General features: G+C 71.1%; 30 protein-coding genes. 17 read left to right on the top strand and 13 right to left on the bottom strand.

Annotated elements, in window-relative coordinates; all coding sequences use genetic code 11:
• Positions 1 to 88 precede the first annotated feature (88 nt).
• From ACGBYP_RS20935 to ACGBYP_RS20890, 10 genes are all read left to right on the top strand, one after another.
• Complete coding sequence (locus tag ACGBYP_RS20935) at positions 89 to 1,306, top strand: cytochrome P450 (protein WP_411587314.1); 1,218 nt, start codon at positions 89 to 91, stop codon at positions 1,304 to 1,306.
• 309 nt (positions 1,307 to 1,615) lie between these two features.
• Positions 1,616 to 2,218 (top strand): TlpA family protein disulfide reductase, encoded by a 603-nt coding sequence (locus ACGBYP_RS20930; RefSeq protein ID WP_411587312.1) that lies wholly within the window; start codon positions 1,616 to 1,618, stop codon positions 2,216 to 2,218.
• Positions 2,215 to 2,772: an SRPBCC family protein gene (locus ACGBYP_RS20925; protein WP_411587310.1), complete on the top strand. Its 558-nt coding sequence runs from the start codon at positions 2,215 to 2,217 to the stop codon at positions 2,770 to 2,772. Before ACGBYP_RS20930 ends, ACGBYP_RS20925 begins: the two co-directional genes overlap by 4 nt.
• A 296-nt stretch (positions 2,773 to 3,068) precedes the next feature.
• On the top strand, positions 3,069 to 3,611 hold the full coding sequence (locus ACGBYP_RS20920; RefSeq protein ID WP_411587308.1) for a M23 family metallopeptidase: 543 nt from the start codon (positions 3,069 to 3,071) through the stop codon (positions 3,609 to 3,611).
• A 320-nt stretch (positions 3,612 to 3,931) separates the two neighbouring features.
• Positions 3,932 to 4,864 carry a cytochrome c oxidase assembly protein gene (locus tag ACGBYP_RS20915; RefSeq protein WP_411587306.1) on the top strand — a complete coding sequence of 311 codons (933 nt, stop codon included), beginning with the start codon at positions 3,932 to 3,934 and terminating at the stop codon, positions 4,862 to 4,864.
• Entirely contained in the window at positions 4,864 to 6,525 is a 1,662-nt protein-coding gene (lnt, locus tag ACGBYP_RS20910; protein WP_411587304.1) for an apolipoprotein N-acyltransferase, read from the top strand. The genes ACGBYP_RS20915 and lnt overlap by 1 nt, the downstream gene beginning before the upstream one ends.
• Positions 6,522 to 7,484: a c-type cytochrome biogenesis protein CcsB gene (gene ccsB / locus ACGBYP_RS20905; protein ID WP_411587301.1), complete on the top strand. Its 963-nt coding sequence runs from the start codon at positions 6,522 to 6,524 to the stop codon at positions 7,482 to 7,484. Before lnt ends, ccsB begins: the two co-directional genes overlap by 4 nt.
• A gap of 175 nt (positions 7,485 to 7,659) precedes the next feature.
• A complete protein-coding gene (locus ACGBYP_RS20900; RefSeq protein WP_411587300.1) occupies positions 7,660 to 8,046 on the top strand; it encodes a BlaI/MecI/CopY family transcriptional regulator in 387 nt (128 codons plus the stop codon).
• Positions 8,043 to 8,984, top strand: coding sequence for a M56 family metallopeptidase (locus ACGBYP_RS20895; protein ID WP_411587297.1), 942 nt, complete (start codon positions 8,043 to 8,045; stop codon positions 8,982 to 8,984). The genes ACGBYP_RS20900 and ACGBYP_RS20895 overlap by 4 nt, the downstream gene beginning before the upstream one ends.
• 59 nt (positions 8,985 to 9,043) lie before the next feature.
• Positions 9,044 to 9,514 (top strand): plastocyanin/azurin family copper-binding protein, encoded by a 471-nt coding sequence (locus ACGBYP_RS20890; protein ID WP_411587295.1) that lies wholly within the window; start codon positions 9,044 to 9,046, stop codon positions 9,512 to 9,514.
• Positions 9,515 to 9,554: 40 nt separating this feature from the next.
• Here ACGBYP_RS20890 and ACGBYP_RS20885 read toward each other — a convergent pair whose 3' ends face one another.
• From ACGBYP_RS20885 to ACGBYP_RS20855, 7 genes are all read right to left on the bottom strand, one after another.
• Positions 9,555 to 10,490, bottom strand: coding sequence for a cation diffusion facilitator family transporter (locus tag ACGBYP_RS20885; protein ID WP_411587294.1), 936 nt, complete (start codon positions 10,488 to 10,490; stop codon positions 9,555 to 9,557).
• A gap of 25 nt (positions 10,491 to 10,515) precedes the next feature.
• Positions 10,516 to 11,331, bottom strand: a complete 816-nt coding sequence (locus ACGBYP_RS20880; RefSeq protein WP_411587293.1) for a cation diffusion facilitator family transporter — start codon at positions 11,329 to 11,331, stop codon at positions 10,516 to 10,518.
• Positions 11,331 to 11,651 (bottom strand): ArsR/SmtB family transcription factor, encoded by a 321-nt coding sequence (locus tag ACGBYP_RS20875; protein ID WP_411587291.1) that lies wholly within the window; start codon positions 11,649 to 11,651, stop codon positions 11,331 to 11,333. The genes ACGBYP_RS20880 and ACGBYP_RS20875 overlap by 1 nt, the downstream gene beginning before the upstream one ends.
• Before the next feature lie 49 nt (positions 11,652 to 11,700).
• Complete coding sequence (locus tag ACGBYP_RS20870) at positions 11,701 to 12,234, bottom strand: SCO family protein (RefSeq protein WP_411587290.1); 534 nt, start codon at positions 12,232 to 12,234, stop codon at positions 11,701 to 11,703.
• Between the two features lie 193 nt (positions 12,235 to 12,427).
• Complete coding sequence (locus ACGBYP_RS20865; RefSeq protein ID WP_411587289.1) at positions 12,428 to 13,270, bottom strand: cytochrome c biogenesis CcdA family protein; 843 nt, start codon at positions 13,268 to 13,270, stop codon at positions 12,428 to 12,430.
• A 48-nt stretch (positions 13,271 to 13,318) separates the two neighbouring features.
• Entirely contained in the window at positions 13,319 to 14,029 is a 711-nt protein-coding gene (locus tag ACGBYP_RS20860; protein ID WP_411587287.1) for a vitamin K epoxide reductase family protein, read from the bottom strand.
• Positions 13,989 to 14,633: a DsbA family protein gene (locus tag ACGBYP_RS20855; protein ID WP_411587285.1), complete on the bottom strand. Its 645-nt coding sequence runs from the start codon at positions 14,631 to 14,633 to the stop codon at positions 13,989 to 13,991. Before ACGBYP_RS20855 ends, ACGBYP_RS20860 begins: the two co-directional genes overlap by 41 nt.
• 191 nt (positions 14,634 to 14,824) lie before the next feature.
• Here ACGBYP_RS20855 and ACGBYP_RS20850 point away from each other — a divergent pair, with 191 nt between their 5' ends.
• The 6 genes from ACGBYP_RS20850 (at position 14,825) to ACGBYP_RS20825 (ending at position 18,044) form a co-directional block, all read left to right on the top strand.
• A complete protein-coding gene (locus tag ACGBYP_RS20850) occupies positions 14,825 to 15,334 on the top strand; it encodes a PH domain-containing protein (protein WP_411587283.1) in 510 nt (169 codons plus the stop codon).
• A 248-nt stretch (positions 15,335 to 15,582) separates the two neighbouring features.
• Positions 15,583 to 16,260, top strand: coding sequence for a DUF1775 domain-containing protein (locus ACGBYP_RS20845; protein ID WP_411587281.1), 678 nt, complete (start codon positions 15,583 to 15,585; stop codon positions 16,258 to 16,260).
• Positions 16,257 to 16,652, top strand: a complete 396-nt coding sequence (locus tag ACGBYP_RS20840; protein WP_411587280.1) for an ArsR/SmtB family transcription factor — start codon at positions 16,257 to 16,259, stop codon at positions 16,650 to 16,652. The genes ACGBYP_RS20845 and ACGBYP_RS20840 overlap by 4 nt, the downstream gene beginning before the upstream one ends.
• On the top strand, positions 16,649 to 17,305 hold the full coding sequence (locus ACGBYP_RS20835; RefSeq protein WP_411587278.1) for a cation diffusion facilitator family transporter: 657 nt from the start codon (positions 16,649 to 16,651) through the stop codon (positions 17,303 to 17,305). Before ACGBYP_RS20840 ends, ACGBYP_RS20835 begins: the two co-directional genes overlap by 4 nt.
• A 70-nt stretch (positions 17,306 to 17,375) precedes the next feature.
• Complete coding sequence (locus tag ACGBYP_RS20830) at positions 17,376 to 17,825, top strand: signal peptidase II (protein ID WP_411587277.1); 450 nt, start codon at positions 17,376 to 17,378, stop codon at positions 17,823 to 17,825.
• A 72-nt stretch (positions 17,826 to 17,897) separates the two neighbouring features.
• Positions 17,898 to 18,044 carry a hypothetical protein gene (locus tag ACGBYP_RS20825; RefSeq protein ID WP_411587276.1) on the top strand — a complete coding sequence of 49 codons (147 nt, stop codon included), beginning with the start codon at positions 17,898 to 17,900 and terminating at the stop codon, positions 18,042 to 18,044.
• 525 nt (positions 18,045 to 18,569) lie between these two features.
• Here ACGBYP_RS20825 and ACGBYP_RS20820 read toward each other — a convergent pair.
• From ACGBYP_RS20820 to ACGBYP_RS20800, 5 genes are all read right to left on the bottom strand, one after another.
• Positions 18,570 to 21,059 carry a heavy metal translocating P-type ATPase gene (locus tag ACGBYP_RS20820; RefSeq protein WP_411587275.1) on the bottom strand — a complete coding sequence of 830 codons (2,490 nt, stop codon included), beginning with the start codon at positions 21,057 to 21,059 and terminating at the stop codon, positions 18,570 to 18,572.
• 75 nt (positions 21,060 to 21,134) lie between these two features.
• A complete protein-coding gene (locus ACGBYP_RS20815; RefSeq protein ID WP_411587274.1) occupies positions 21,135 to 23,414 on the bottom strand; it encodes a heavy metal translocating P-type ATPase in 2,280 nt (759 codons plus the stop codon).
• A 74-nt stretch (positions 23,415 to 23,488) separates the two neighbouring features.
• A complete protein-coding gene (locus ACGBYP_RS20810; protein ID WP_411587272.1) occupies positions 23,489 to 23,689 on the bottom strand; it encodes a hypothetical protein in 201 nt (66 codons plus the stop codon).
• A gap of 73 nt (positions 23,690 to 23,762) precedes the next feature.
• Positions 23,763 to 23,972, bottom strand: coding sequence for a heavy-metal-associated domain-containing protein (locus ACGBYP_RS20805; RefSeq protein WP_411587271.1), 210 nt, complete (start codon positions 23,970 to 23,972; stop codon positions 23,763 to 23,765).
• 81 nt (positions 23,973 to 24,053) lie between these two features.
• Positions 24,054 to 24,347 (bottom strand): metal-sensitive transcriptional regulator, encoded by a 294-nt coding sequence (locus tag ACGBYP_RS20800; protein WP_411587270.1) that lies wholly within the window; start codon positions 24,345 to 24,347, stop codon positions 24,054 to 24,056.
• Between the two features lie 206 nt (positions 24,348 to 24,553).
• Between ACGBYP_RS20800 and ACGBYP_RS20795 the strand changes: the two genes are divergently transcribed.
• Positions 24,554 to 24,961, top strand: a complete 408-nt coding sequence (locus tag ACGBYP_RS20795; RefSeq protein WP_411587268.1) for a four-helix bundle copper-binding protein — start codon at positions 24,554 to 24,556, stop codon at positions 24,959 to 24,961.
• A gap of 56 nt (positions 24,962 to 25,017) precedes the next feature.
• Here the strand turns inward: ACGBYP_RS20795 and ACGBYP_RS20790 are convergent, their stop codons facing one another.
• Positions 25,018 to 25,839 (bottom strand): F510_1955 family glycosylhydrolase, encoded by an 822-nt coding sequence (locus ACGBYP_RS20790; protein ID WP_411587267.1) that lies wholly within the window; start codon positions 25,837 to 25,839, stop codon positions 25,018 to 25,020.
• Between the last annotated feature and the right edge of the window lie 167 nt (positions 25,840 to 26,006).

Raw genomic sequence — 26,006 nt, 5'->3', positions numbered from 1 at the left:
GTCGCCCAGGAGTGACCGCTATGAGTGGCCCGATGGGGCCAAGCCAGCTGCCCCACACCGACGTCCCGCCACGTTGAGGAGCTCGTAAGTGACATTGCCCGGCTGCCCTGTCACCTCCACCGACCTGGCCCCCGACGACGTCTTTGGTCCACTCATCCGCCTCGACGTCGATCCGTTGCCGTGGCTCGCGCGACACCAGGAAGCCGGGCCGGTCACCCGGCTCGACTTGTTCGGCAACCCGGTCTGGCTGGTCACGCGGTATGCCGACGTTCGAGCCGTGCTCTCCGACACCGCCGCGTTCAGCAACGACTTCGCTCACCTGGCTGCCGCTGATGGCGATGGCGACCTGGGGCTGTCCGATCCCGGGGGGCTGGGATTCCGCGATGCGCCTGACCACACCCGGCTTCGCCGCATGCTCGCCCCTGCCTTTACCGCCCGGGCGATTGCCGCGTTGGAGCCGAAGATTCAGCGGGTCGTTGAGGAACGATTGGACGCCTTGGCCACCGCTGGTCCGGGCGCCGATCTGGTGACCGAGTTCGCCGACCAGGTGCCCGCACTGGTCATCGGTGAGCTGCTGGGGGTGTCCCGCGACGAGCAGATCGACTTCGCTGAGCTCGCCACTGGCCGCTTCGACGTCCTGCAGTCCATCGTGGCGCCGCTGGACTCCGCGGCGCAGTCTCTGGCGCTGCTGCGCGACCTGGTCGCTCGTGAACGCACCAACCCTGGCAGCGGTCTGCTAGGCCACCTGGTGCGCACACACGGGGACACAGTCGACGATGAGGAGTTGGCCGGCCTCGTGGACGGCTTGCTGGTGGGCGGACACGAGACCACCGCCAGCATGCTGGCCCTCAGCGTTCTGCTGCTGATGCGTGATCCGATTGCAGCGGGCCGGCTCCGGCAAGACCCGACCGCCGTACCGGGCGCGGTGGAGGAGCTGTTGCGCCACCTCACCGTCGTCCAGGTGGCCTTCCCGCGGTTCGCCCGCAACGACCTCGATCTCGGCGGGCAGCGCATCAGCGCCGGCGAGCTGGTGCTCTGCTCGCTGATGGCTGCCGACCGTGACCCTCGGTGGGCCGACGACCTGGACAACCTGGACTTGGGCCGGCCCGTCCGGCAGCACCTCGCCTTCGGTCACGGGGTTCACCATTGCCTCGGTGCCCCGCTGGCCCGGCTTGAGCTGCAGATCGCGCTCCCTGCACTTCTGCGGCGGTTCCCCGACCTTCAGCTCGCCGAGCCGGGCTGGCAGCCGCCCTTCCGGCAGCGGTCCATCGTCTTCGGCTTGGAGTCCCTGCCGGTTCGGTGGTGACGGGGAGCAAGGAGGAAGGCGTCACACCCAGGGAAAAGAGGGCCACTCGGCACCTGAGTGCAGCCGGTTCCTCACACCTCGACAACCGGGGTGCACGACTGCACCGCCGATCCAAGGCGCAGCGGGCTTGCTCCGACGAGACACCCGGGCAAGTCCGTCCAGACCTCGTCTCCTAAGCTCTTTCGTAGGATTGCTTCTCGAGGTCACGCTCTGAACGGCACTCCCCGTCGGAGGCAGGAACAGGGCCGACTCGAGTTCCACCGAGGCCAGGGACGGAAACTCGGGCAACCCTGTCGGGAGGTGCACCAGGTGAGCGATGACGTGACACGCAGGCATGCGCTCGGGCTCGTCGGTCTCGTGGCGCTGGGCGGGCTGATGGGGTGCTCGAGCTCCCCGGACGACGGGGCGACCGAGGGCCCCGGGGAGTTCGACTTCACCTCCAGCACTCCCCTGGGGCAGGTCATCCCCGCGGAGGAGCGGATGCCTGCTCCCGCCTTTTCGGGGGAGCTGCTGGACGAGTCGGCGTTCGACTCCACGTCGCTGGCGGGGCAGATCGCCGTCATCAACTTCTGGGGCTCTTGGTGTGCGCCCTGCCGGCTGGAGATGCCTGACTTCCAGACCGTCTACAGCGATGTCAAGGACGAGGGAGTGCAGTTCCTCGGCGTCGACGTCAAGGACCAACGACAGTTGGCCCAGGGCTTCGTGGACTCGATCGGCGTGGACTACCCGTCGATGTTCGACCCAAAGGGCAGGGTCGCCATGGCGTTCCGCGGTTTCCCGGCCAACGTGGTACCCACCACGATCCTCATCGACCGGTCCGGTCGCGTGGCGGCGCTGTACGTCGCCGCGGTGACCGAAGACGAGCTACGAGCCGCATTGGACCAGCTGCTGCCCGAAGGGGCCCCACGATGAGCAAGCCGGACGCTCCTGCATCTGACAGGGGATCGGCGTGGCGCCCGGCGAAGGCCACCACCGCGCCGGGCTGGCTCACCGTCGTGCAAGGAACGCGCCGGGTGCCGTTCACGCGTGCCCGCGTCTGGGAGGCGTTGGCGGTCCTGCGGCCCTACTGCGCTGTCTGCGACGTCACCTATGTCGTGGACGGTCCCTCGACGAAGCACGGCACCGAGTTCGTCTGCGCTCCCGGACGCCTCGATGGGCAGGCGCCCCCGGCCGGGGCACCTCGCGGGCGGGTCGTCGAGTGGGAACCCCAGCACCGCGTCGGGACCCGACTGGAGCTGACTCCCGAGGTGTGGGTCACGACCATCGAGGTCTCCGATGCCCCCGACCAGAGCACGGACGTGGCCATCACCCTGACTCACGAGCCGCTGACCGGAGGGCTGTTGAAGCGCCGACGTCAGCGGAAGACCGTCCGGAGCATCGCCGAGGAGACGATCGAATCCGAACTGGGCAAGGTCGCCGACCACGTCCGACAGGCCGAAGCGGCATCCGAGGCCCCGTCCGCCTGAGCGGAGCGAGGATCGTGATCGCTGGGGTGTCCGGACACGCCGACTACTAGCTTCCTTAGGGGATCACTCAACTCCTCGTAACCTCATCCCTGCTCTGGGTGAGATCACGAGGGGGATGGATGGGTCAGCAGCCGCACGATCCAGCGCCCCCCGCCCGGCGCACCTCGGGTCCACCGGCGAACCGTAGGGCTCCGCTCCTGCTCGCTGCCCTCACGCTGGGTGGTCTGGCAGCCGGATTGTGGGAAGGCGGCTACGGGCTCAGTTCCCCGGTTGCGCACGCCCACGAGGCGCCGGCCGTGGACATTCCCTACGAGGGTTCGGTCGTCGAGGTCCTGGCCGACCTCGACGGCCGACCGCAGATCGCCGAACTCGTGGTGGCGGAGCGCCGTGACAAGCTGGCCGCTACCCGGGCGGCCCGCGAGGAAGCGGCCCGCGAGGCAGCTCGCCCCAAGGCGGTCATGCCGGTCAACGGCCGGCTGACCAGCTCCTACGGCGCCCGATGGGGAACGACCCACTACGGCCTGGACATCGCCGCACCCATGCTCACCCCTGAGTACGCCGCCGCCGACGGGGTGGTCATCCGGGCCGGCTCGGCCAGCGGCTTCGGGCTCGCCGTCTACATCCTCCACGACAACGGGGACGTGACCGTCTACGGGCACATGGAGAAGATCCTGGTCGAGGACGGCGATCTGGTGAACGCCGGCGACACCATCGCGTTGCTCGGCAACCGGGGACAGTCCACGGGCCCACACCTGCACTTCGAGGTCTTCGAGGGTGGACTCGACGGCCGTCGTGTGGACCCCAAGGGCTGGCTCGCCGAACGCGGCGTCGACATCTGACCCCTTGCGCGCGGAGCGCACACCGGCGCTCGCCCTTCATCGCGAACGAGCCGACGAGCGAACTCCTGAACCGCGAGCTCATGATCCGCAAGTTCGGGTGCAACCGTTCCCACGGTCATCACCGGGGCCCGCGACCCTGGTCCGCACTGGGTCGCCCTGTCCAGTGGATGCGGTAGGCGGTGGCCGGACGCCGCGGCACCCGCGCACCCCCACGCATCACCTACTATCCGTTTTAGGAGATGACGTGTGGCGGCGGTACGGACAGCAGCCGCCCGAGAGCAGGTGAGGGGAATCGGACCGTGGGATCTGGCATGGGGGGCATGCGGATGCCGGTCGACCCACCGAGCCTGCTGACGCTCTTCACCCCCCAGGTTGACGTCACCTCGATCTTTCCCGTGCTGGCATTGCTCGCCCTGGTGACCTACCTGCTGGGAGTCCGAGCACTGGGTCGCCGTGGCCTTCGGTGGCCACGCCATCGCACGGTCACCTTCACCTTGGGCATCGTGACCGTTCTGCTGGTCACGGCCACGCAGGTCATGAGCTATGCGATGACGCTCTTCTCGATCCACATGCTGCAGAAGATGGTTCTCGCAGTCCTGTCCTCGATGCTGATCATGCTCGGCGCCCCAGTGAGCCTGGCGATCCGTGCGCTCCCGCGCCGAGGGCGGGCCGCCATCTGGCGGACCCTGCTCCTACTGGTCATGCGCAGCCGCACCGCCAAGGTCATGACCCACCCCGTCGTCTCCACGACCCTGTTCGTCGGCAGCCTCTACGCGCTCTACTTCACCCCCGCCTTCGACCTCCTGATGCGTCACTGGGTGGGCAGCCTGCTGATGCTCGCGTTCTTCCTCTTCACCGGGCTGCTCGCCTTCGGCGGCGCCTTCGGCTTGGATCCGTGGCCGCACCGGGTCTCGGCACCGATGCGGCTGCTCGAGCTGGTCGTTCCCGGGCCTCTGCACGCCTTCTTCGCCGTCGCGGTGATGATGGCCAGCACCCCGCTGGTCCAGGCATTCGAGCACGCCCCGGCCAGCTGGGGAGTGGACGTCATGACCGATCAACTGGCCGCCGGCAACATCGTGTGGGGCTTCGGCGAGCTGCCCACGATCATCGCGGTGGCGATCGTCTTCTGGCAGTGGGTCCGCTCCGATGAACGCCGCGCCCAGGTCGGCGACGCGCGGGTCGAGGTGGAGTTGGCGGCCTACAACGCCGAGCTCGCGCGCCTGGCCGCGGGCCAGCGTCGGACCGTGCGCTGATGTCCATGCCCCTCTCCCCCACCGCCACCGTTGCCGCTGATCAACCGGAGCTGCAGCGCGCCCGGGCACCGCTGGCCGGGACACCGATGGCCCTCCTGCTCGCCATCACGGGCGGGCTCGCCCTCTGGCTGGCCTTTCCACCGTTCGGTCTGTGGGGTCTGGCTGCCGTGGGGCCGCTGTTCCTGGTGCTGGCCACCCGCGGACGCTCGGCGCTGGGCGGCGCGGCCTTCGGCATGGTGATGGGTGCGGCCTTCTTCCTGCCCCTCCTCACCTGGACCGGCGTCTTCGTCGGTGACCTGCCCTGGGTTGCGCTGTCCCTCGCCCAGGCGGCTTTCTGCGCCGCGCTGGGTGCTGCGACTGCGGTGGTCGGCCGGCTGCCCGCCTCACCGGTGTGGGCAGCCGGCCTGTGGGTGGCGCAGGAGGCGCTGCGCTCACGGCTGCCTTTCGGCGGTTTCCCGTGGGGGCGCCTGGGCTTCAGTCAGGCCGACGGACCCTTCGCCGCCTTCGCCGCCTATGGCGGGGTCCCGCTGGTCACCTTCGCTGTCGCCCTCACCGGGACGTCGCTGGCGGTCTCGTTAGCGCGCGCAGCCACAGGCTGGAGGTCCCCGGGAGGGCAACAGCCGACCGCCCGCCGGCGCTGGGTCCTCGCGTGTGCTGCTGCGCTTGCGATCCCGGGTGTCGGTCTGCTGGCGGGGCCGCCGCTGCCGGGGAGCCAGTTGTCGGCGGGTGGGGAACTGGCCACCGTCGCGGTCATCCAGGGCAACGTGCCCCGGTCCGGCCTGGACTTCAACGCTCAACGCAGGGCAGTCCTGGACAACCACGTGCGGGAGACCCTGCTGCTGGCTGAGCGGGTCGAGGGCGGCACCGCCCCGCAACCGGACATCGTCATCTGGCCGGAGAACTCCTCCGACATCGATCCCCACGGGAACGCGGATGCGGCGGCGGCCATCGACGACGCGGCCCGGGCGATCGACGCGCCGATCCTGATCGGCGCGGTCCTGGACGGGCCGGGGCGCTACCTGACCAACGCCGGCATCGTCTGGGATCCCGTCACCGGCCCGGGTGCCAGCTACGCCAAGCGGCACCCGGTGCCCTTCGGGGAGTACATGCCCGCCCGGTCGTTCTTCCGGTTCTTCAGCGCGCAGGTCGATCTGCTGCGGCGTGACTTCCTGCCCGGCACCGAGCCGGGTGTCCTTGATGTGGGCGGGGTGCGTCTGGGGGACGTGATCTGCTTCGAGGTCGCCTACGACGGGCTCGTCTCCGACGTCGTGACCGGCGGCGCCTCTCTGTTGGTCGTGCAGACCAACAACGCCACCTTCGGGTACACCGCGGAGAGCGAGCAGCAGCTGGCCATGAGCCGCCTGCGTGCCATCGAGCACGGGCGCACCGTGATCGTGGCGGCGACCAGCGGGATCTCTGCCGTCGTGGCACCCGATGGAACGGTCGTCGACCGCTCTGAGCTGTTCACGCCCTGGACCTTCATCGGCTCGGTGGCGCAGCGGACCCAGACCACCCCGGCCACCCGGATGGGTGCGGCGCCGGAGTTGGCACTCTCCGCGATCGCCGGCGCCGCCGTCCTGGCCGCTCTCAACACCGGCCGCCGATCCCGGCGGGCGCGCACTGACCCCGAGCACGTCATCCACGAGGAGGGTCACCCATGACCTCTGACGCCCTGGCCGACCTCTCCGACACGCTCTTCGGCGTAGCGATCGCCATCTACGCCCTCGCGGCGGTCGGCTTCTGCGCCGAGCTGGCCTTCGGCCGGGCATCGACGCGCGCTCGACCCCATCTGGCCCTGGTCACTGCCGGTGAGTCGACCGTGGCCACCCCTGCGGCGAACGAGGGTGAAGCGCCGAGGGCCCGGCCGGCACGGTGGGGGCAGCTGGGTGTCGTTCTGACCGGCATCGGCGCGGTCGCGCAGACCGGCGTGCTCGTCGCGCGCAGCGCGGCAGCCGGGCGGGTGCCCTGGGGCAACATGTACGAGTTCGCCACCGCCGCGGTGCTGGTCGGGGTGCTCGCCTTCCTGTTCCTGGTGATCCGGGTGCCGGCCCTGCGCCGGATCGGGGTGTTCGTGCTGGGACCGACGGTGATCGGGCTGGTGCTCATCGGCATGTACCTCTACGCCGAGTCCGGGCCGCTGGTGGCCGCGCTGCGGTCGAACTGGCTGGCCGTCCACGTGTCCGCCGCGATCATCTCCTTCGGGGTCTTCATCGTCAGCGGTGTGGCCAGCGCGCTCTACCTGGTCGCCGCCCGGCGGGAGCGACCGGCGTCGGCGGGCGCGTCCGGCTGGGCCGACAAGCTGCCCAGCGCAGAAGCACTGGATCGGGTGGCGCACCGGACGGCGGTCTTCGGCTTTCCGATCTGGACCTTCGCCGTCATCGCCGGCGCCATCTGGGCCGAGAGCGCCTGGGGTCGCTTCTGGGGGTGGGATCCCAAGGAGGTGTGGGCGTTCATCTCCTGGGCGCTGTATGCCGCCTACCTGCATGCCCGCAACACCGCGGGGTGGCGCGGAGCGCCCTCGGCGTGGACCAACCTGGTAGCGCTGGGCACCCTGGTGTTCAACCTGCTGTTCGTGAACCTCGTGTCGACCGGGCTGCACTCCTACGGCGGCGTCTCCTAGAACAGTTCGGCACCGGACGTGCCCGCCCCATCAGCGGCGGTTCGTCGGCGGTGTTGTCCAGGGGCGTACCGGTCGGTCCTCCTAGGCTGTGGGATGAGACCGAGTGGAGCCGGCGGCGGGGAGTCTCGCCGTCTGGCGGTGGTGCGCCGATGAGGCGGCCGGGAGAGGTGGGGGCGTGCGCCCGTTCGGTGAGCTGGAAGCGGCGATCATGGCCGAGCTGTGGCGGCGGGGGGAGCCCGCGACGGTGCGTGACGTGCTCGGGGCGCTGTCCTCGTCCCGGACCCTGGCCTACACGACGGTCATGACGGTGATGGACAACCTGCACACCAAGGGGCAGCTGACCCGGGAGATGTCGGGCCGGGCGTGGCTGTACCGCCCGGTGCGCAGTCGCGCCGAGCACGCCGCAGCGCTGCTGCAAGACGTCCTGGCCGAGTCCGGGGACCAGCAGGAGGTGCTCATGCACTTCGTCGCCGAATTGCAGCCGGACGCCGTCGCGCAGCTGCGGGCCGCGGTGGAGGCAGCTCGCACCGAGCCGCGGCCGGTGCCCGGCGGCCGGGCGTGACCGCAGCCCTCGCCCTGGCCGTCATCGGGGTGACGATCCTGCTCGCCGGGCCCCGGTTGGCGGGTGCGGCCTGGACGACGCAGGCGCCCCGGCTGGCCATCCTGGCCTGGCAGGCGTTGACGTTCAGCGCCGTGACGGCGTTCGCCCTGGCGGGGGTGACCCTGCTGATCCCGGTCACCACGCTGGCCGGTGATCTCGGTGCGGTGTTCCACGCGTGCGCGGTGAGCGTCGCCAGCGCCTACGGCTCGGCTGAGTTCCTTCCCGGAGCTCTGGCCGGGACCCTGCTCGCCGGTGTCGTGCCCGCCTGGGTGCTGGCCTGCGCCGCCTGGGAGCTGTGCTCGGGGTGGCGCCGGCGGCGGGAGCTGCACCGGTCGATCGACCTGGTAGCCGAGCTGGACCATGAGCTGGGCGTGCTGGTCATGGACGCCCAGGCGCCGGCCGCCTTCTGTGTGCCCGGGCGCAAGACGCGCATCGTGGTGACGACGGGGACCCTGGCCGCGTTGTCCGGCGATGAGCTGCGCGGTGTGCTGGCGCACGAGGCCGCGCACCTGCGGGCGCGGCACAATCTGGCGGTGACGCTGTCGCAGGCGTTGATGCGGGCGTTCCCGCGGGTGCGCCTGTTCCAGGTGGCCTCCGCCCAGACCCGGCAGCTGATCGAGCTGCTCGCTGACGATGCTGCCGCCGCGGACGTCGACCGGGTGAGCGTCGCTTCGGCCATCGTCAGCCTGGTCGAGATGCGGGCGCCGGCGGCGGCGATGGCCATGGCGCAGGAGGGCGCCGTGCTGCGGGTCTCGCGGCTGCTGCAGCCGGTGGCGCCGATGGCCCCGTGGCGGCACCGCCTGCTGGCGGGGGGCTTGTGGGTCGTCCTGCTGGCCCCCGTGCTGATCGCCGGGCTGCCGACGCTGTCGGCGGCGCTCAACGACCTCTGCAACATCTGAGCAGGCAAGCGTCCCGCAGGAGGTACGAAGCGCCCTAGTAGCCTGCGTACGCTGCGGGTGTGGACGGCGAACTGACCCGGCGGACCCTCTTGGCGACAGGCCTGGCCGGGCTGGCCGGTGTGGCGCTTTCGGCCTGCGGCGGCGGTGGTGACGGTGGGGGCTCGGCGTCGCCGGCCGACTCGCCGCCGGCTCCCGCACCGGAGGCGGGCACGGTGACCATGGGCGCCGACGGCGTTCAGGAGCTGACGATCGCGGTCAGCGATGACTATGTGTTCGTTCCCGACCGGTTCACCGTCGCGCCGGGGCCGGTCCGGTTGACTCTCACCAGCAGCGCCAAGCAGATGACCCACAACCTGCTGTTCACCCCAGGCAGGGGCCCCGCCGACATCACCGAGGGGATCCAGGTGCTGCCGCCGGGGGTCAGTGACTCCTTCGAGTTCACCGTCCAGCAGCCCGGGGACTACCAGTACGAGTGCTCTTTCCACGTGCGGCTGGGCCAGATCGGGACGATGACCGTCACCGCCGGCTGACCAGCCCTGTGCAGTCCCTGCTGCCGGTCACTGGCGCGGGCTAGTGGTGGGCGGGGTGCTCGTGGCCGGCGTGCGTGGCTGGCTCCAGCTGGATCGTGGAGTGCTCGACGCTGACCGGGAAGTGCCCGACCAGGCAGGACTGCAGCTGGTCCAGGACCCGGGGTGCGTGCCCGTCCTGGAAGCAGGACTCGTCGATGACGACGTGGGCGGTGAGCACCGGCAGCTCGCTGGTGATCTGGGAGGCGTGCAGGTCGTGGACGTCGAGCACGTGCGGCTGGGCGAGCAGGTGCGCCCGCACCTCGTCCAGGTCCAGGCCCGGTGGCGTGCCCTCCAGCAGCACTGACACCGTCTCGCGCAGCAGCTTCAGGGTGCGCGGGATGATCAGCAGCGCGATCAGCAGAGACACCATCGCGTCGGCCTGCAGCCAGCCGGTGAGGGCGATGATCAGCGCGGCCAGCAGCACCGCGACCGACCCCAGGGCGTCGTTGACCACCTCGAGGAACGCCGCCCGCATGTTCACGTTGGCGCCGCGCCCGCGGGTGAGCACGAGCATGGAGGCGAGGTTGCCGGCCAGGCCGATGACCCCGAACACCACCATCGCGGTGGACCCGACCTCGGGGGGCTCGAAGAGCCGGCGGATGCCCTCGACGAAGACGAAGACCCCGACCGCGAGCAGCACCGCCGCTTGCAGGGTGGCACCGAGCACCTCGGCCCGGCGGTAGCCCCAGGTGCGGGTCGGGGTGGCTGGGCGCAGCGCGAGGTTGGCCGCGATCAGCGCGATGGTCAGGCCGGCGGCGTCGGTGAGCATGTGTCCGGCGTCGGCGAGCAGCGCCAGGCTGCCGGACACGAGGGCGCCGATGACCTCGACCACCAGGACGGTGGTGGTGATGCCCAAGACGATGGCCAGCCGTCGGCGGTGGTCGCCGGTGGCTCCTGCCGCGCCCGCGCCGTGGTCGTGGCCGTGTCCACCGCTCATCGCGTCGCCTCCTTTCCCTGGGAGGTCACGTGGCCGGGTCGGTGCAGCAGGAGCAGCCCGGCGAGCACGCGCAGCCCGCCTCGCTGTCGGCGGCTGCGCCGGCGGGTGAGGCCAGCCGGAGGGCGGAGGCAGGTGAGCAGCAGTCGTCTCCCGCCCACGCCTCGCGGCCTTCCCGCACGGCGATGACGGCGATGACCAGGGCCGCGAGGGGGTCTGCCCATGACCAGCCGAAGAGGCTGTTGAGGGCCAGGCCCACAAGCAGGACGGCGGACAGGTAGGTGCACAGCAGGGTCTGTTTGGAGTCCGCCACCGCCGAGGCCGAACCGAGTTCGCGTCCGGCTCGGCGCTGGGCGTAGGACAGCCCGGGCATGACCGCCAGACTCACCGCCGCCAGGACCAGGCCGACCGAGGAGTGCTCAGCCTCCCCCGACCCCAGCAGGGACCGCAGGGCGTCGACGGACACGAAGGCGGCCAGGGCGAAGAACGACGCCCCGATGACCTTCAGCGCCACCCGCTCCCGCGCCTCGGGGTCACGGCCGGCGAACTGCCAGGCCACGGCCGCGGCCGAGGACACCTCGATGACCGAGTCCAGGCCGAAGCCGATCAGCGCCGAGGAAGAGGCCTTCGCACCGGCGGTGAGGGCGACGACGGCCTCGATAAGGTTGTAGGTGATCGTCGCGGCCACGAACAGCCGGATGCGGCGGGCGAGGACGGCCCGCCGCTCAGCGGCGAGACCTGGCGCGGTGGTAGCTGGTGCGGCGGGAGCTGGTGCGGCCGGGGTCATGGCGGCGGGAGTCTGTGCGGCCGGGGCCGTGGTCAGCCGCAGGGGTTCGATGGCCATCAGCAGCACTCCTCATCCGCAGCGCAGGCGGTGGGGTCCACCGCGAGCACCACTCCCAGCAGGTCGTCCAGGGCGTGCGCCAGCCGCGGATCGGCCAGCTCGTACCGGGACCGGCGCCCCTCGGGCACGGCCACGACCAGTCCACAGCCGCGCAGGCAGGCCAGGTGGTTGGACAGCTTCTGCCGCGTCACCTCCAGCTGCTCGGCCAACTCCGAGGGGTAGCCCGGGCCCTGGCGCAGGGCCAGCAGGAGCCGGGTGCGGGTCGGGTCGGACAGGGCGTGGCCGAATCTGGTGAGGACCTCGGCGTGCAGGACGGGCATCACACCGCTGACCGTACAGCAGAAACTGGATTCACGAAAGCCTGAACTGTTAGGCGGTGGCGATGACCTTGAGGTCCTGGGTGATCTCCTGGGCGGTGTCGCCGGCGGAGAAGACCACCCGCGCCAGGTCGTCGTTGCCGAACAGGTAGAGGCTGGTGGCGTGCATGGTGCCCTCGCCCTCGGCGAGGGGAACCCCGGCCGCTTCCTGGGCTGCCTCGACCTCGGCCTGGGTGCCGGTGAGGCCGACAAAGCGGTTGGGCAGTCCTTCGTCGAAGCGGGCCAGGTAGGTGCCCAGGAACTCGGCGGTGTCGCGGGCGGGGTCGGTGGTCACGAACACCACCTGGGTGCGGGCGGCGACGTCGGCCGGTGCTGAGCGCAGCGCCAGGGCGACGTCGGCCATGGTGGTGGGGCAGACGTCGGGGCAGTTGGCGTAGCCGAAGAACAGCAGGGTCGGCGCTCCGGCGGTCTTGGCGGCGAAGTCGAAGACGGCGCCGCTCTGGTCGGTGAGGGTGAACGCCGGGCGCGCCTTCGGCTCGGTGAGCTCGCGGCCGGCGTAGGGACCCTCGTCCGCGGCGGAGGACACCGAGGCCGCAGCGTGATCGCCACCGTGCTCGGTCGAGCTGTCGCCCCCGCCGCAGGCGGTCAGGGTCACCGTCATCCCGAGCGCCAGGAGCGTTGCCGTGGTCCAGCCGGGACGCGTTCGCCTAAGCACGTTAGTAGTCTAGGCCGCCGTCGTGGCCGGCCCGCGCGCCCGGCCGGTCACCAGCCCGGGACGCTCAGATCGAGGACGAGCCGAGCCCGGTCGCAGCGAGCCAGGACCGCAGGTAGGACATGATCCCGTCCCACAGTCCGGTGACCAGCAGGATTCCGAGCACCAGCAGCAGGACGCCGCCGACGCGCATCACGGCGGGTGCGTGCCGCCGGGCGAAGGCAGACAGGGTCAGTGCGCGCCGGGCGCCCAGCGCCACGAGCAGGAAGGGCACCCCGAGCCCGATGCAGTAGGCCAGGCCCAGTGCGGCGCCGCGGCCGGCGGATGCCTCGGTGTAGGCCAGGGTGTTCACCGCCGAGAGGGTCGGCCCCAGGCAGGGGGTCCAGCCCAGTCCGAACACCACGCCGAGGACTGGGGCGCCGGCCAGGCCGGCCGGTGGGCGGCGGGTGATGCGGCGTTCCCGCTGCAGCCAGGGCAGGCCGCCGAGGAAGGCCAGGCCCATGAGGATGGTGACCACGCCCATCACGCGGGTGAGCACCGGCGCCCACTCCAGCAGCAGGCGGCCTAGACCGCCGAACAGGGCCCCGAAGGAGACGAAGACGGCGGTGAAGCCCAGGACGAACAGCAGCGCGCCCAGGACCACGCGCCGCCGTTCGGCGACCGGGCTCGGGGCCGCGGTGGTCACGGTCCCCGAGGAGGCCTCGGCGGGCTGGAAGGCTGCTGGGGTGGTGTTCGCTGCGCGGGTCTGGGCGCCGGTCAGCCCGGCGACGTAGGCGAGGTAGCCCGGCACGAGGGGCAGCACGCACGGGGAGGCGAAGCTGATCAGCCCGGCGAGTGCTGCCACGGCGGCCGCCAGCAGCAGGGAGCCGTCGGCGACGATGTCGGCGAAGGCGTCACCGATCTCCCTCACGGGAGCCTCATGCCGGCTGGCGTGTCAGGGAGGGGCAGGGGGCGGGGGTCAGACAAGGAAGGTGCTCCAGTACAGCCAGAAGGTGTGCAGGATCGCCAGGGTCAGGATCAGGAACCAGGCGGTGAGGACCACGCCGTGGAAGCGCTGCAGCGTCGTGGCCACGGTGGCGAGCGGGCGGGGCAGCCGGGCGCGGACCCGGTCGAGGTTGTGCAGGGTGACGTACCAGAAGATCGGGATGGTCACCGCCCACACGGCCATGCAGTAGGGGCACAGGGCGCCGATGCGGTACAGGCTGCTGAAGATCAGCCAGTGGACGAACACCGCACCGGCGGTAACGCCGACCTGCAGACCGGCCCAGAACCACCGCGCGGGCCGGGCGCCGGCCAGCAGCGCGGCACCGGTGCAGGCGACGACGGGGAAGCCGGCGACGCCCAGCAGGGGGTTGGGGAAGCCGAAGGCCTCCGCCTGCGCACTGGCCATGATCGACCCGCAGCTGAGGACCGGGTTCAGGCTGCAGCTGGGCACGTAGTCCGGGTCGGCGAGCAGCGCGTACTTCTCCACGGCGAGCACGAAGGCCGCGACCAGCCCGATGAGCCCACCGAACAGCAGCAGCCAGGCCAGGCCCCGCTCGGTGAGTCCACCGGGGGCCGCACCGGCCGCCGTGCGGGCTTTGTGTGTGGCCTGGCGGCCGGTGGCGCCCGTAGGGCCGGTGACCGGGTCAGCCAGCGAGGGCTGCATCGAGTGCCTCGATGAACTCATCGGTCGTGGTGACCCTCAGCTTCTGACCGTTGAGGAAGAACGTCGGGGTGCCCTCCACACCGAGTGCGATCCCGTCCTCCCGGTCCCGCAGTACCCGCTCCAGCGTCTCCGGTGCGGCCACGGCGGCATCGAAGGCGGCCATGTCCAGGCCCAGCTCCTCGGCGAAGCCGCGGAAGACCGCTGCCTGGGAGTCCTGCTTCTCACCCCACTGGCTCTGGGTCTCATACATCCGGTCATACATGTCCTCGAAGCGGTCCTGCTGCGCGGCGGCCTCGACGGCGACCGCGGCGTTCTCGGCGTTGGCGTGGCCGGGCATCGGGAAGTATCGGGCCACGAAGGTGATCCGCCCGTCGTAGGCCTGGCGGAGCTCTTCGACGAAGGGGTAGGCGGCCAGGCAGCCTTCGCACTCGAAGTCCAGGAACTCCACCAGGGTGACCCTGCCGTCGGCCGCGCTGGACAGGCGGTGGCTGTCCTCGCGGACGACGGCGGCGTTCGCGGCCGGGAGCCCCTCGTCTCCGCCCTGGGCGCGGACGACGCCGAAGACCGCCAGCGCCACGGCGAAGACGGCGACCAGTGCGGCAGAGATCTTCAGGTTCGAGCTCACGGCGCTCCTTGTTCAGTCAACGGGTCAGGGACGCACGACCCCACCCCGTCACCTACTATCATTCGTCGTAGCGACGCTACAGGCCGCGCACCGGTTGCCGGATGTCAACTTCCGGCCCGGACAGCACCGATGGCCCCCACTGCCTGCCTGCTGCGGCAGCACGGTCAGCCGCCGATCCCAGGAGAGACCCGATGCCGGCCCGCCAGGCACCTCAGCCCGCGAACCCGCCCGTGGTGAGCGCCGTTCCACGGCTCGTGCGGATGGTCGTCGCGGCAGCGGCCCTGGCCATCCTGGTTGTGACGACCGTGATCGTGCTGCGGCTGCCCTCCTCCTCGGTCGGGGTCGTCGCCTTCGGGACGGTGGACCAGGTCGCGATGTTCGGGCTGGGGCTGCTCGTAGCCGCGGCGGTCCTGTGGCTGGGCCGGCCGCGCGTCGATGCCGATGAGCACGGCATCCGCGTGCGCAACATCGCCACCGGCCAGGAGCTCTCCTGGGCCCAGGTGGCGGCGGTGCGCTTCGAGAAGAAGTCCTCCTGGGCCACGCTGGCCCTCCGCAACGGCGACGAACTCTCCGTCGTGGCCCTACAGGCATGGGACGGCGAACGGACCCTGACGGCGGTGCGCGGCCTCCGCTCGCTGCTGGCGGCCCACCAGGCCGCGCACGCGAAGCCGCGCGAGGACCTGCTGTACCCACCTGACTGACCACGTCCCAGCCAGAGGTCACCACGTCAGCGGCCGCCCTCGGGCGCTACGACGAAGTCTCTTAGGCGGGGAACCAGCGGGCAGTCGAGGACGACTGAACGGTCGTGATCAACCCCTCCCCCGCCCGCGTCCGCCAGGTGGCGGTCGCTGTCGGTGCCGCGCTCAGCGCCGTTGTCCTGACCGCCACCGCGGCCAGCGCTCATGTCGAGGCCAGCGCAGACGGTGCTCAGGCGGGCGCTGGTCCCGTCATGGTCGCCTTCGACATCGAGGCCGAGTCAGACACCGCGGGCATCACCGGGGTCAAGACGCAGCTGCCCGCCGGCCTGGCCCCCGCGGCGGCCTCGCTGGCCACCGGACCCGAGGGTTGGTCCCTGACCGCCACGTCGGACGGCTACGAGATCGCCGGCCCGCCGCTCGAGGTCGGCGTCGACGCCGACCTCAGCGTCGCGATCACCCAGCTCCCGGCGGACGCTGCAGCGGAGCTGCCCTTCAAGACCCTCGTCCAGTACTCCGACAACTCCGAGGACGCCTGGATCGAGCTGCCCACCGCGGACAACCCCGAGCCGGCCAACCCCGCTCCCTCGATCACCGTGGCCGCAGCGCCCGCTCCGGCTGCGACTCCCGCGCCCACCTCCGCGTCCGCTGCATCGAGCTCGAGCATCAGCCCGACGAGCCAGACGCCGGCGAGTGAGTCGCCGGCGAACACGGACACCGCAGCGGCTGCCACCACCGGTGACGGGCCCTCCTCTACCGGCCTGGTGCTCGGCGGGGTCGTCGGCGTGGCAGCACTTGCCGGCGCGGCCCTGTGGTGGGGCGTCGGCGGTCCAACGCTTCTTGATCACCAGGAGAAGTACCGTCCCGGTCAGGAACCCCGGGCGACACCTCCTATGACGGACGCATCCGAGCCGACTATCATCGCCTTATGACGATGAAAGCGCCGGATAGTGTTGTGGCGGACGCCTGTTTGGTCGAGACTGCCGGCCTGTCGCCGGCGGCCTCCCTCTTCCACAGCTTGTCCGACCCGACCCGCCTGGCAATCCTGCGGCACCTGAGCCTGGGCGAGCACCGCGTGGTCGAGCTGACCGGGCATCTGGGGCTGGCCCAGTCAACGGTCTCCAAGCACCTGGCCTGCTTGCGTGACTGCGGCCTCGTGGACTCCCGGCCTCAGGGACGGGCCTCGATGTTCTCCCTGACCAGCCGCGACGAGCTCCTCGATCTGCTCGCGGCCGCCGAGCGACTGCTGGCACTCACCGGCGATGCCGTGGACCTGTGCCCGACCTATGGGGCTGACAGCCGCGAGGAGGTCACGTCCCGATGAGCGAGACCACCACCCTGACGCCGGCTGAGACTGAGCGGCTCACCAAGCGGGGTCTGCGTCTGGCGCAGTTCACCGTCGTCTATAACGTGGCTGAGGGCGCCATCGCCATCACCGTCGGCATCCTCGCCGGCCTGGTGTCCCTGATCGGCTTCGGCCTGGACTCGGGCATCGAGTCGGCATCGGCAGTCCTCGTGGGCCTGCGCCTGGCGGCGCGACTGCGCAACGGTGAGGCCGATGAGGTCAAGGAGCGCCGCGCCCTCAAGGCCGTGGCGGTCACCTTCTTCGTGCTCGCCGCCTACGTGATCGTCGAGGGCATCCGCAGCCTGCTCGGCAACGAGGAGCCCGACACCTCCATCGTCGGCCTGGTGCTGCTGGCCGCCTCGGTGGTGATCATGCCGCTGCTCGCCCGTGCCAAGCGCCGGGTCGGCCTGGCCCTGGGTGGTGACCCACTGATCCTGGCCGACGCCGCGGAGACCAGGATCTGCGTCCTGCTCAGCGTTTCCACCCTGATCAGCCTCGGCCTCTACGCACTCGTTGGCTGGACCTGGCTGGACCCCGTCGCCGGCTTCGTCATCGCCATCTTCGCCATCAACGAGGGCCGCGAAGCCTGGGAGGGCGAGCTCGTCGACGACGACGATGACGATGACGACTGATCCTGTGCCGGCACGCGATCGTCGTCAGCCCAGCCGTCCCCGGGCGGTACGTCTAGGCCTCATCGCAGCGGTGCTCATCCTCGCGGCAGGCGATCTGGCGGTGAAGGAGGTCGCCGAGCACAGCCTCGCCGAGGGCCGCACCATCGACCTAGGCCTGCTCGACCTGCGGCTCGGCTACAACCCCGGTGCAGCCTTCAGCCTCGGAGCTGGCCTGCCCAGTTGGGTCGTCTTGGTGGTGAGCGGCCTCATCAGCGCCGGGGTGGCGGTCTACGCGTGGCGCGCGGCCCCGGCTGCTCCCTGGCTTCTGCGCCTCGGGTTGACCGCGGTTCTCGCTGGCGCCGTCGGCAACCTCGCCGACCGTGCTGGCGACGGGCTGGTGACTGACTACCTGCACACAGGGTGGTGGCCGACGTTCAACCTCGCCGACGTCCTCATCACGCTGGGAGCGGTCACCGCGGGCGTGGCGGCCTCCCGGGGGGAAGCCCCTCGGCCGGCGGCGTCGCCGGCGTCCATAAAGTGACGGCGGCGGCCTAACCCGGAGCCGGGGCTGCGGCTCCCCGGGACCGCCACCATCGACCACCTCGCCCCCTGCTTGGTCACCCTGACCAAGGGGCTGATCGCCGAAGGTGACAACCTGACACTCGGCCTGGTGACCGGTACACCACCCTCCATCGCGGACACGCTCCTCGCCCTCGGTATCGGGGCGGTCGGCTACGGCTTGTCCATCACCCGTGGGTGACCGGAGCGCAGGACCTCGGATCCGCCCGCGCCCAGGTCCTCTTCTCCGCCGCCCCCTTCGCAGGCCTGGCTGTGGCCTGCATGGTGCTGGGTGAACCCGTGACTGGACCGCAGATCGTGGCGCTAGCAGCTCTCTCGGGAGGAGTCGCCCTGGTACTGCGCTCAGCCCACCACCACGAGCACGAACATCCTCGAATCGAGCACGTCCACCAGCACGATCACGACCTGTCGAAGCGGCACGGTCATTCCCACACATGAGCCGCTTCGACACAGCCATCCGCACCTACCCGACCTGCACCACCGGCACGACCACAGTTGACCTCGAGCTGATCAACAGCTTGATCAGCGTTGCGGGCGGTTGGGGTTGCCCCCGCTGTAGGGGCATCCGTCGCAACGGGGTGTGGAGCGGCAGCACTTGTCGTCCGGGTCGAGGGAGGACCGATCGGCATCGGTTCGCTCGGTGGCGCGATTGATCATGATGGCCTCCTCGTTCAAGCAGGACAGCGGACGTGTGCGGCGGTAACCGTCACCGCTGGCTGGCCGGGTCGCCGGCTAACTGCTCGGTCGGGCTGGGAACCGGGGTCGCAGCGGTGGCGGGCAGCCGGAGGCGCTTGAGCAGTAGGGCGTTGACCGCGACGATGACGCTGGATCCGGACATGGACAGGGCGGCGAGCTCCGGTCGCAGGACCAGGCCGAAGGCCGGCTCGAACACTCCGGCGGCGATCGGGAGTGCGATGGCGTTGTAGCCGATCGCCCAGCCGAGGTTCTGGCGCATCTTGCGCCGGGTGCCGCGGCCGATCTGCAGTGCCGTGGGGATGTCCAGCGGGTCGGAGCGCATGAGGACGACGTCGGCGGTCTCGATGGCGACGTCGGTGCCGGCGCCGATGGCGATGCCCAGGTCGGCTTGAGCGAGGGCTGGGGCGTCGTTGACGCCGTCGCCGACCATGGCGACCCGCTTTCCGGCGCGCTGCAGCTCGGTGATCGTCGCGGCCTTGTCGCCGGGGAGGACGTCGGCGATGACGCTGTTGATGCCGAGTTGCTCGGCGATGCGGCGGGCTGTGGCTTCGTTGTCACCGCTGAGCATTACGACGTCGACGCCCAGGTCACGGAGTGCTGCGACTGCGGCGGGCGAGGTCTCTCGCGGGGCGTCGGCGAGAGCGATGACCCCGGCCGGGTGGCCGTCGACGGCGACGAGGACGGCGGTCCTGCCGCTGTCGGCGAGCTGGTCCCGCCGACGACCCAGCTCGCCGAGCACGATGCCCTCATCGGCCATGAGGCGCGCGTTCCCGACCAGGACGCGTCGCCCATTCACCTGGGCGCTGGCCCCGTGACCAGGGACGTTGCGGAAGCCCTGTGCGGTGAGGACGGGCAGTCCGCGGCTGTCGGCGTGCTGGACGACGGCGGCGGCCAGGGGGTGCTCAGACTCCCGCTCGACGGCGGCGGTGAGGGCCAGCAGGTCGTCGTCGGTCATGCCGTCGGTGACCACGTCGGTGACCTCGGGCTTGCCCATGGTGAGGGTGCCGGTCTTGTCCATCACAACGGTGTCGATGCGGGCGGAGGCCTCGAGGGCGGTGGCGTTTTTGAACAGCACGCCGCGCTGGGCGCCCAGGCCGGTGCCGACCATGATCGCGGTCGGGGTGGCCAGCCCGAGGGCGTCGGGGCAGGTGACCACGACGACGGTGATCGCGAAGAGCATGGCGGTGGCGAAGGAGGCACCCGCTGCCAGCCAGATGGCGAGGGTCGCGCCTCCTCCGATCAGCGCGACGAACACCAGCCAGAAGGCGGCCCGGTCGGCCAGCCGCTGCCCGGGTGCCTTGGAGTTCTGGGCTTCCTGCACCAGGGCCACGATCTGGGCCAGTGCGGTGTCGGCGCCGACCTTGGTGGCCCGCACGCGCAGGGTGCCGGTCGTGTTGACCGAGGCACCGATGACGCCGGCGCCGGGGGTCTTGGTCACCGGCAGGCTCTCGCCGGTGACCATGGACTCGTCGACCTCGGACTCGCCGTCTTCGACGGTGCCGTCGACGGGGATCTTGGCTCCTGGCCGGATGAGCAGCAGGTCCCCGGTGGTCACCTCTGCGGTGGGCACCTCGACCTGCTGGCCGTCGCGCAGCACGATCGCGCGTGGTGGTGCCAGTTCCAGCAGGGTGCGGATGGCGTCGTTGGCGCCGCCGCGGGCGCGCATCTCGAACCAGTGGCCCAGCAGCACGAACGCGGTGAGCACCGAGGCGGCCTCGTAGAACACCTCGCCGCCGCCGGTGAGGGTGATGGCGAGGCTGTAGAGCCAGCCGGCACCCACCGCGACGGCGACGAGCACCATCATGTCCAGGGTGCGGGCCCGCAGGGCGCGGTAGGCGCCGTCGAAGAAGATCCAGGCTGCGTAGAAGACTACCGGCAGGGACAGCAGCAGCGAGAAAACGTCGTCGCGCAGCCCGAACGGTGCCGCCACGGTGAAGCCGAGGACGTCGCGGCCGATCGGGGACCACAGCAGGATGGGGATCGACAGCACCGCGGCGATGAGGAACCGGTTACGCATGTCCCGGACCATGTCGTCCATCGCCATCGAGCCGTGGTGACCGCCGTGACCCATGGCGTCCTGGGGGCTGTGGCCGACTGACTGCTCGTGCCCGGTCTGGTGACCGGAGGCGTGGCCGTGCTTGCTGTGCGTGCCAGGCTCAGCGTGCTCAGCGTGGTCGCTCCGCTGCGTGGCCGGGCCGCTGGACCCGTGGGCGTGGGAGTGCGAGTGGGCGGCCGGCGCGGGCTCGGTCTGGGGCTGGCAGACGTGCGTGGGCACTGACTGGCCGACGCAGTGGTAGCCGCAGTCCCGCACCCAGTCGGTGAGTTCGGCGACCGTCGTCGTCGCAGGGTCGTAGGCGACGTTCGCGGTCTGGGCGACCGGGTTGACCTCGACCGCGTGCACGCCTCGCTGGCGGGACAGCGTGGCTTCCACGACGGCTTTCGATGAGGCCCGCAGCATGCCCGAGACCTCGATGACCGTTGTTGTTGTTGGTGTCGCCACATCACCCTCCGTGTGCCGGTTCGGTTCGTGCGCGAGCTGTCGTGGTTGTCGACGGTGTGGTGCGACTGACGCCGCTCACCGGCTGGTGGCGGCCAGGCTGGTGAAGCGCCGCAGCCGCAGGCTGTTGGAAACGACGAACACCGAGGAGAAGGCCATGGCCGCCCCGGCCAGCATCGGGTTGAGCAGACCGGCGGCGGCCAGCGGCAGGGCCGCGACGTTGTAGGCGAAGGCCCAGAACAGGTTGCCCTTGATGATCATCAGAGTGCGGCGAGACAGCCGGATGGCGTCGGCGGTGGCCCGGAGGTCTCCTCGCACGAGCGTGAGGTCGCTGGCTTCAATGGCGACGTCGGTGCCGGTGCCCATGGACAGCCCCAGGTCCGCCTGGGCCAGGGCCGCGGCGTCGTTGACCCCGTCACCGACCATGGCGACGACCTTGCCCCGGGACTGCAAGTCCTTGATGACGTCGACCTTGTCCTGGGGCAGGACCTCGGCGATCACCTCGTCGATGCCGACCTGAGCGGCGACGGCCCGCGCGACCGTCTCGTTGTCACCGGTCAGCAGGATGGGGGTCAGGCCCAGCTGCCGGAGCCCTGCGATTGCCTGGGCCGAGGTGTCCTTGACGGCGTCGGCGACGACCAGCACGCCTCGGGCGGCCCCGTCCCAGCCGACGGCGACAGCGGTGCCGCCGGTGGCCTCGGCGGCGCTCATGGCCTGCTGGAGGTCGGCGGGCAGCTGCTGGGACCAGTCGGCGAGCAGCCGGGTGCGGCCGACGATGACGGCGTGGCCGTCGACGACGCCCTGGACGCCGAGCCCCTCGGCGTTGAGGAAGCCCTCGATCGGAGGCAGTGACCCGGAGCGGTCCCGGGCCGCAGCGGCGATCGCGGCGGCGATGGGGTGCTCGGAGGCGTCCTCCAGGGCGCCGGCCAGCCGCAGCACCTGGTCGGTGTCCTCACCGGTGCCGACGATGACGTCGACCAGGGTCATCCGCCCGGTGGTGACGGTGCCGGTCTTGTCCAGCACGACGGTGTCGACCTTGCGGGTGGACTCCAGGACCTCGGGTCCCTTGATCAGGATGCCCAGCTGGGCGCCGCGGCCGGTGCCGACCATGAGGGCGGTCGGCGTGGCCAGTCCCAGGGCGCACGGGCAGGCGATGATCAGCACGGCGACGGCGGCGGTGAAGGCGACGGCGAGCCCGGCGCCGGTGCCGATCCAAAAGCCGAGGGTGGCCACGGCCAGGGCGATGACGATGGGCACGAAGATCCCCGAGACCCGATCGGCCAGCCGCTGGACCTCGGCCTTACCGTTCTGGGCGTCCTCCACCAGGCGCGCCATCTGGGCCAGCTGGGTATCGGTACCGACCCGGGTGGCGCGGACGACGATCCGGCCGCCGGCGTTGACCGTCGCCCCGACGACGGCGTCACCGGGTCCGACCTCGACGGGCACGGACTCCCCGGTGAGCATCGAGGCATCGACTGCCGAGGAGCCTTCGGTGATGACGCCGTCGGTGGCGATCTTCTCCCCGGGGCGCACGATGAACAGGTCCCCGGCAACCAGCAGGTCGGCGCTGATCCGCTCCTCGCGGCCGGCGCGCAGCACCGAGACCTCCTTGGCGCCCAGCTCGAGCAGCGCGCGCAGGGCGGCGCCGGCGCGGCGCTTGGACCGGGCCTCGAAGTAGCGGCCGGCGAGGATGAAGGTGGTGACCCCGGCGGCGGCCTCGAGGTAGATGTTCCCGCTGCCGTCGGTGCGGCTGATCGTGAACTCGAACGGGTGGGTCATCCCCGGGATGCCGGCGGTGCCCCAGAACAAGGCGTACAGCGACCAGCCCAGCGCCGCCAAGGTGCCCATGGAGACGAGGGTGTCCATGGTGGAGGTGCCGTGGCGCAGGTTCGTCCAGGCCGACTTGTGGAAGGGCCAGGCTCCCCAGACCACGACGGGTGCGGCGAGGGTGAGGGACAGCCACTGCCAGTTGGTGAACTGGAGCGCCGGGATCATGGCCATGGCCACGACCGGGATGGTGAGGGCGGCGGAGATCAGCAGCCGCTGCCGCAGCGAGGCGACCGGGTCGCTTTCCACCGACTCTGCCGGGGCGGTCCCGGCTGGGCGGGGCGGCGCCGGGAACTTGGCGGTGTACCCGGCCTGCTCGACCGTGACGACGAGCTGCTCGGGGGTGACCCCGGTGTAGCTGACCTTGGCCTTCTCGGTCGCATAGTTGACCGTGGCGGTGACGCCGTCGAGCTTGTTGAGCTTCTTCTCGATCCGCATGGCGCAGGAGGCGCAGGTCATGCCGCCGATGGTCAGTTCCACCTGGCCACCGCCGGTGGCCACGGCCTGTGCGGGGTGGGTTGCCGAGCTCATCGGTCCTCCTGGGGTGCGTCTCACGTGCGGGGGGGGCCGCCGGGGGCGGCGGCTCGGGGTCGAGCGGGGTGCGCTCAGTCGTTGCTGTGGTCGTCCGGGCGGTCGTCGTTGCCCGACGGCATGTCGCCGTGGCCTGGCCCGGTCGTGTGGGACACGTCGGTCACCGTGGCCGGGTCCGCACCGACCGGGCCGGTCAGTGCACCGACCCCGGCGGCCGCGGCGAAGACGACGCCCAGGCCGAGCAGGTAGCCGCCGATCTTCAACGGGACGTTCATGGACTCCTCCTCGTGCCGGTGGGCCTCGCCCGGTTGTGCGCCCTTAGGCGTGGAACCGGGCGAGGCGCGGGCCTCAGCGGCCGGCGACCTGGTAGCCGGCCTCTTCCACGGCGGCCTGGACGGCGGAGTCCTCGACCGGGGTCTGGCTGGTGACGGTGAGGCCACCGCTGGCCAGGTCGACGGCGACGTCGGTGACGCCGGGCACCTGGCTGACCTCCTCGGTCACCGAGCTGACGCAGTGGCCGCAGGTCATGCCGACGACGGTGTACGTGGACGTGGTCATCTGACTTCTCCTTGCAGTGGTTGTCCGGCGGGCCGGGGTCGGTCCGCTGGGACGCCGCGCGGGTCGCGGGCGCTGGATGGGTCAGGAGCGGACGAGGCGGGCGATCGCCTCCGACGCTTCCTGGATCTTGATGTCTGCCTCGGGGCCACCGGCGGCCGCGGCGCGGACGACGCAGTGGTTGAGGTGGTCATCGAGCAGTCCCAGGGCGACTGACTGCAGGGCCTTCGTCATGGCCGAGACCTGGGTGAGGATGTCGATGCAGTACTTGTCGTCCTCGACCATCCGCTGCAGACCTCGGGCCTGGCCCTCGATGCGGCGCAGCCGCTTGAGGTAGTCGTCCTTGCTGCTGATGTAGCCGTGCGCTTCCTCGTTCACCTTCCGCCTCCCCCAGGTCGCGGCGGGTCCTCCGCGCTGCCTACCGACAAGGTACCCCCGGGGGGTATTTGCTGCAAGGGCCTGATGAGGCGGCAGATCGCCCACTCCCGTCATGACTACCCCGCTTAGTAGGTCGGTACCGGGGTAGGCCCTGACTCGTGGGAGGCCGCCACCGGGGCGTGCCCGCACCTGAGTGAGGAGCAGTCGTGACCGTTGCCGGGCAGATGCTGGAGACCTACCCCAAGGACCTCGGCGGATTGGACCGCCAGAAGCTGCAGGAGTGCATCGAGGCGTGCTTCGAGTGCGCCCAGGCGTGCACCGCCTGCGCCGATGCCTGCTTGAGCGAGGACATGGTCGCCGAGCTCACCAAGTGCATCCGGACCAACGCCGACTGCGCCGACGTCTGCGACACCACCGGCCGGGTGCTGTCCCGCCACACCGGCTACGACGCCAACCTGACCCGCGCGGTGTTAGAGGCCTGCGCCGCGGCGTGCAAGGCCTGCGGGGACGAGTGTTCTCAGCACGCGGAGATGCACGAGCACTGCCGCATCTGCGCCGGGGCCTGCCGGCGCTGCGAGGCTGCCTGCCGCGCGCTGCTGGACTCACTCGACTGAATCGCCCAGCCCATCGAACCGCCTAACACCCCGCGCCCGGCACCCCGGGCGCGGGGTCAGTCCCGGAGGTCGGTGAAGGTCGCTCCCCCGTCGCGGGACTCGGCGATGGCGCTGCCGGTGACCACCAGCACCCGGCTGCCGCCATCGACGGTGCTGCCGACGTCCATGGCCTGCGGCGGGGCATCCAGTTCAGCGGCCGGCTGCCAGGTCAGGGCGCGGTCCTGGCTGGTCCACACCTGGCCCTTGGGGTCGACGCCGACGGCTCCGCCGCCATCGGGTGACCAGTCGACGAGCTGGAGCAGCGGCGCCCCGGGAATGGGGGCCCAGGTGGTGCCTGCGTCGGTGGAGTGCAGCAGTCCCTCCTCGGTGGTCGCCAGCACCTGGCTCCCGTCCGGGCCGGCCGACAGGCTGGCCGGCGCGGACGGGATCTGGAGCTGCTCCCAAGACAGGCCGTCTGTGCTGCGCCGCAAGGTGCCGTCGTAGCCCAGGACGCCGGCGGGGCTGGCGGTGAGGGCGTGGAAGTCCGACTGGCCCTGCCGGGACAGTGGCTGCCAGCTCTGTCCCTGGTCGACCGACTCAATCAGCCCGACCGGTTGGGGCAGGTCGACGCCGGGGCCTGGGTGACCGGAGGCCAGGTAGCGCCCGGGCGCGGCGACGGCGAAGCCCATGAGGTCGATGGTGGGCCCGACCTGGACGTCACCGTCGGTGGACAGCCGGAACAGGCCGTTGTGGGCCGCGACCAGGACGGCGTCACTGCCGGCTTCACCGGCCACCCCGTGCACGTGGTTGAAGTCCGGCGGGTCGGTCTCCAGGTGTGGGGCCGGGGACGAGGTCGTCGTCTCCCCGCTGGCGGTGCTGCACGCGCTCAACGCGACCACGACAGCCACGCCGGCGGTGCAACGCACCGCCCGACGGAAGGACAGAGGAACGTGCATGAGGAGCCTCCGGCTCGAGAAGCTGGGAGGGCGGCGCTCTGCGCCGCCGGGCGAGCTACTGCCCCTGCGGGGCGGATCCGGTGGCGGCCCGGTGTAACACCGGGCCGCCA

Source organism: Modestobacter sp. SSW1-42, from assembly GCF_046635825.1.
Taxonomy (GTDB): Bacteria; Actinomycetota; Actinomycetes; order Mycobacteriales; family Geodermatophilaceae; genus Modestobacter.
This window is presented reverse-complemented; position numbering and strand designations above follow the sequence as displayed.

Coding starts and splice junctions, on each gene's coding strand:
- ACGBYP_RS20925 (WP_411587310.1), top strand. CDS start 2,215: ATGAGCAAGCCGGACGCTCCTGCATCTGACAGGGGATCGGCGTGGCGC.
- ACGBYP_RS20915 (WP_411587306.1), top strand. CDS start 3,932: ATGCGGATGCCGGTCGACCCACCGAGCCTGCTGACGCTCTTCACCCCC.
- lnt (WP_411587304.1), top strand. CDS start 4,864: ATGTCCATGCCCCTCTCCCCCACCGCCACCGTTGCCGCTGATCAACCG.
- ccsB (WP_411587301.1), top strand. CDS start 6,522: ATGACCTCTGACGCCCTGGCCGACCTCTCCGACACGCTCTTCGGCGTA.
- ACGBYP_RS20885 (WP_411587294.1), bottom strand. CDS start 10,490: ATGAGCGGTGGACACGGCCACGACCACGGCGCGGGCGCGGCAGGAGCC.
- ACGBYP_RS20880 (WP_411587293.1), bottom strand. CDS start 11,331: ATGGCCATCGAACCCCTGCGGCTGACCACGGCCCCGGCCGCACAGACT.
- ACGBYP_RS20875 (WP_411587291.1), bottom strand. CDS start 11,651: ATGCCCGTCCTGCACGCCGAGGTCCTCACCAGATTCGGCCACGCCCTG.
- ACGBYP_RS20860 (WP_411587287.1), bottom strand. CDS start 14,029: ATGAGTTCATCGAGGCACTCGATGCAGCCCTCGCTGGCTGACCCGGTC.
- ACGBYP_RS20850 (WP_411587283.1), top strand. CDS start 14,825: ATGCCGGCCCGCCAGGCACCTCAGCCCGCGAACCCGCCCGTGGTGAGC.
- ACGBYP_RS20845 (WP_411587281.1), top strand. CDS start 15,583: ATGGTCGCCTTCGACATCGAGGCCGAGTCAGACACCGCGGGCATCACC.
- ACGBYP_RS20840 (WP_411587280.1), top strand. CDS start 16,257: ATGACGATGAAAGCGCCGGATAGTGTTGTGGCGGACGCCTGTTTGGTC.
- ACGBYP_RS20835 (WP_411587278.1), top strand. CDS start 16,649: ATGAGCGAGACCACCACCCTGACGCCGGCTGAGACTGAGCGGCTCACC.
- ACGBYP_RS20815 (WP_411587274.1), bottom strand. CDS start 23,414: ATGAGCTCGGCAACCCACCCCGCACAGGCCGTGGCCACCGGCGGTGGC.
- ACGBYP_RS20810 (WP_411587272.1), bottom strand. CDS start 23,689: ATGAACGTCCCGTTGAAGATCGGCGGCTACCTGCTCGGCCTGGGCGTC.
- ACGBYP_RS20805 (WP_411587271.1), bottom strand. CDS start 23,972: ATGACCACGTCCACGTACACCGTCGTCGGCATGACCTGCGGCCACTGC.